The sequence below is a fragment of the Thioalkalivibrio sp. genome, assembly GCF_007692535.1.
Lineage (GTDB): Bacteria > Pseudomonadota > Gammaproteobacteria > Ectothiorhodospirales > Ectothiorhodospiraceae > Thioalkalivibrio.
The window spans coordinates 1-2,719 of record NZ_REBW01000033.1; the positions used below are offsets into that span (position 1 = coordinate 1).

Below are 2,719 nucleotides of genomic sequence, written 5' to 3' on the forward strand. Positions count from 1 at the left end.
GCCGCACTCCATAGGGGCTTGTGCTTGCATCACTCGGGGTGGCGCGCTCCGGGGTATGAGAGCTACCGGCGGCGTGTGGCCGGGAGCACGGTCGCGGTCATCGGCCGCCCCTGTGCGCGCGCCTGCAGCCAACGCCCGGCGGCATTCCAATCCACGGGATTCGCGGCCAGTGCCGGGACGGCGGCCTGCACGTAGTCGCCGCGCTCGTTGACCGTCACCCGCTGCGGGCCCGCACCCGTGTCCGCCTGCAGGGACAGGCGCTCCCACTGAACCCGTTCGCCGCCCCGCGAGGCCTCGCGCAGCACTGCCGCGAGCGCGTGGAGGTCCGCCACGATGGCCCGGCAGGTCGCCTCCTTCGCGCCCCGGTCCGCGAGGTCCGCGAACTCGCAGCGCAGGCCATCCGCGGTCTGCCAGGCCGGGGGATGCCGCTGCGACAGTGCCCAGTGGCCCTGCACGCCCGCCGGCTCCAGCGCCGCACGCATCGATCCGTCCTCCCCGTCACCCGCGCAGTCATGGCGGCGGCAGAATTCCGCCGCCAGTTCCCGTTCCAGCCGCGGCTGCGCGGTGATGCGCGGCCACGCGACCCACAGCGGGCGCCCGTCGATCAGCACCAGGATCTGGTTGTGCCGATCCGTCCGCACCTCGACATGGCTCGCGACATACAGGGCCGCCTGCGCAACGCGCAGTTCCGCCAACAGCGGCAAGGTGGCCTGCTGCCAGCGCGCGAGCTTGCGCCGATCTGCGGCATCGCGCCGCCCTTCGAAGGCGGAGGGATCGAGTTCGCTCTCGTACGCCGTGACCAGCGCATCGATCAGCAGCTGCGCGAAGTCGAAGCGCGCGGCTGCGGGCGCCGCGCCAAGACCCGCGATCACGCCGGCCAGCGGCGAGGGCTGCACGTACAGGCGCCGCGGCTCCCCCTCCGTGGTCGTGGCGCCGGTCAGCGGCAGCGCTGCCAGGGCGAGGGCGAGCAGCCAGGCACGGGACGCCGAACGCATTCAGGCCACCTCGCCCGCGGCATGGCCCGAAGCCCAGGCCCACTGGAAGTTGTGGCCGCCCAAATGGCCGGTGACATCCACCACTTCACCGATGAAATACAGGTTGGGCTGGTCGCGCAGCGCCATGGTCTTCGACGAGAGGTGGCGCGTGTCGACGCCCCCGATCGTCACCTCGGCGGTACGGTAGCCCTCGGTCCCCGACGGCTTCACCTGCCAGCGGTGCGTGGCGGCTGCGATGCGATCGACCTCGCCCCGGGAGAGCTGATCGATCGGCTGGTCCGGCAGCCACAGCTCGCACCAGCGCTGGGCGACGCGCTTGCTCCAGCGCTCGGCCAGCAGGGTACGCAACGCGATCTTCGGACGCTCCAGCCGTGCCTGGGCAATGGCCTGCGCGATCTCGGCTCCCGGCCAGAGGTCGAATTCGACGCTGTCGCCGGGATGCCAGTAGGACGATACCTGCAGCACCGCGGGACCGCTGAGACCGCGGTGGGTGAACAGCATGGCTTCGCGGAAGTGGCCGTCGCCGCAGGACGCCACCGAATCCACAGCGATGCCGGACAGCCCCTCCAGTTGCTCGAGCGGCCGGCCGCTGAGGGTGAAGGGCACCAGCGCCGCGCGCGTGGGCACCACGTCCAGGCCCAGCGAGCGCGCGAAATCGAAGCCAAACCCGGTCGCCCCCATGCTGGGGATGGAGTAGCCGCCGGTGGCGATCACCAGCGAGCCGGCGCGCACCTCACCCGCCGCGATGCGCAGGCGGTGCGGGTCGCCCACCTCGATCGACTCCACCGGCGTATGCGTTCGCACCTCGGCGCCGACCACCGCGCACTCGTCGGTCAGCATCTTCACGATCAGCTTGGCGCTGACGTCGCAGAACAACTGCCCCAGCGTCTTCTCGTGCCAGGCAATGCGGTGCCGGTCGACCATCTCGACGAAGTCCCACGGCGTGTACCGGCTCAGCGCGGATTTCGCGAAGTGCGGGTTCGCGGAGAGGAAGTTGTCCGGCGTCGAGTACATGTTGGTGAAGTTGCAGCGGCCACCACCGGACATCAGGATCTTCTTGCCCACCCGATTGGCGTGATCGAGCACCAGCACGCGCCGGCCACGGGCACCGGCGGTCAGCGCGCACATCAGCCCGGCGGCCCCGGCCCCGATCACCACCACATCGAACTCTTCCACCTCGTTCCTCTCCAAGTACCAACAGCCGCGAACGCAGGGGCACGCGACGCACCACGTCATTGTCGCCGATTTTCCCGGACGTGCCCGGGCGGGGTTGCCGGCCGCGGCGGCGGGATCGTGCCGAAGCCCCCACGCATTGGCGGCGATTCCCGTAACCGGAATCGCGCTACGGGTGCTTGAACAGGACCCCCAGGAACGCGTACTGTTCCCTATAGAATCAGCGAGAGGCAGGTGAGATGCGCTTCATGTTCCAATCCAAGACCAAGACCAATGACCCGTCCCTGGGCTTAGGCGTCCTGGTGCTCGCAACCGGCCTGGTGCTCACCCTGCAGAACCCGAACGCCGTGGACTCGGCCTCGCGGCTGATCAGCGAGCTGGACCTGCCCTCACCCGCCCGCGTGCTCGAGTGGCGCCCCGACAGCCCGCCGCCCTGGATGGACGGCGACCAGATGCTGATGGACGAGGTGGAAGACGGACCGGCGATCACCGCCGTGAGCCGCGACCCCGAACCGGGCCTGGACCCGCGCGAAAGACCACAGCGCTAACCC

Annotated in this window: 3 protein-coding genes; 1 reads left to right on the forward strand and 2 read right to left on the reverse strand. The window is 70.2% G+C overall.

Annotated features, from left to right (window positions below; translation table 11 throughout):
- Positions 1–62: 62 nt before the first annotated feature.
- Together EA346_RS00550 and EA346_RS00555 are read right to left on the reverse strand one after the other, a co-directional pair.
- Complete coding sequence (locus EA346_RS00550; protein WP_296754287.1) at positions 63–995, reverse strand: hypothetical protein; 933 nt, start codon at positions 993–995, stop codon at positions 63–65.
- On the reverse strand, positions 996–2,171 hold the full coding sequence (locus tag EA346_RS00555; RefSeq protein WP_296754288.1) for an NAD(P)/FAD-dependent oxidoreductase: 1,176 nt from the start codon (positions 2,169–2,171) through the stop codon (positions 996–998).
- Between the two features lie 245 nt (positions 2,172–2,416).
- On the opposite strand from EA346_RS00555, the gene EA346_RS00560 reads away from it, so the two are divergent.
- On the forward strand, positions 2,417–2,716 hold the full coding sequence (locus EA346_RS00560; RefSeq protein WP_296754290.1) for a hypothetical protein: 300 nt from the start codon (positions 2,417–2,419) through the stop codon (positions 2,714–2,716).
- Positions 2,717–2,719 lie beyond the last annotated feature (3 nt).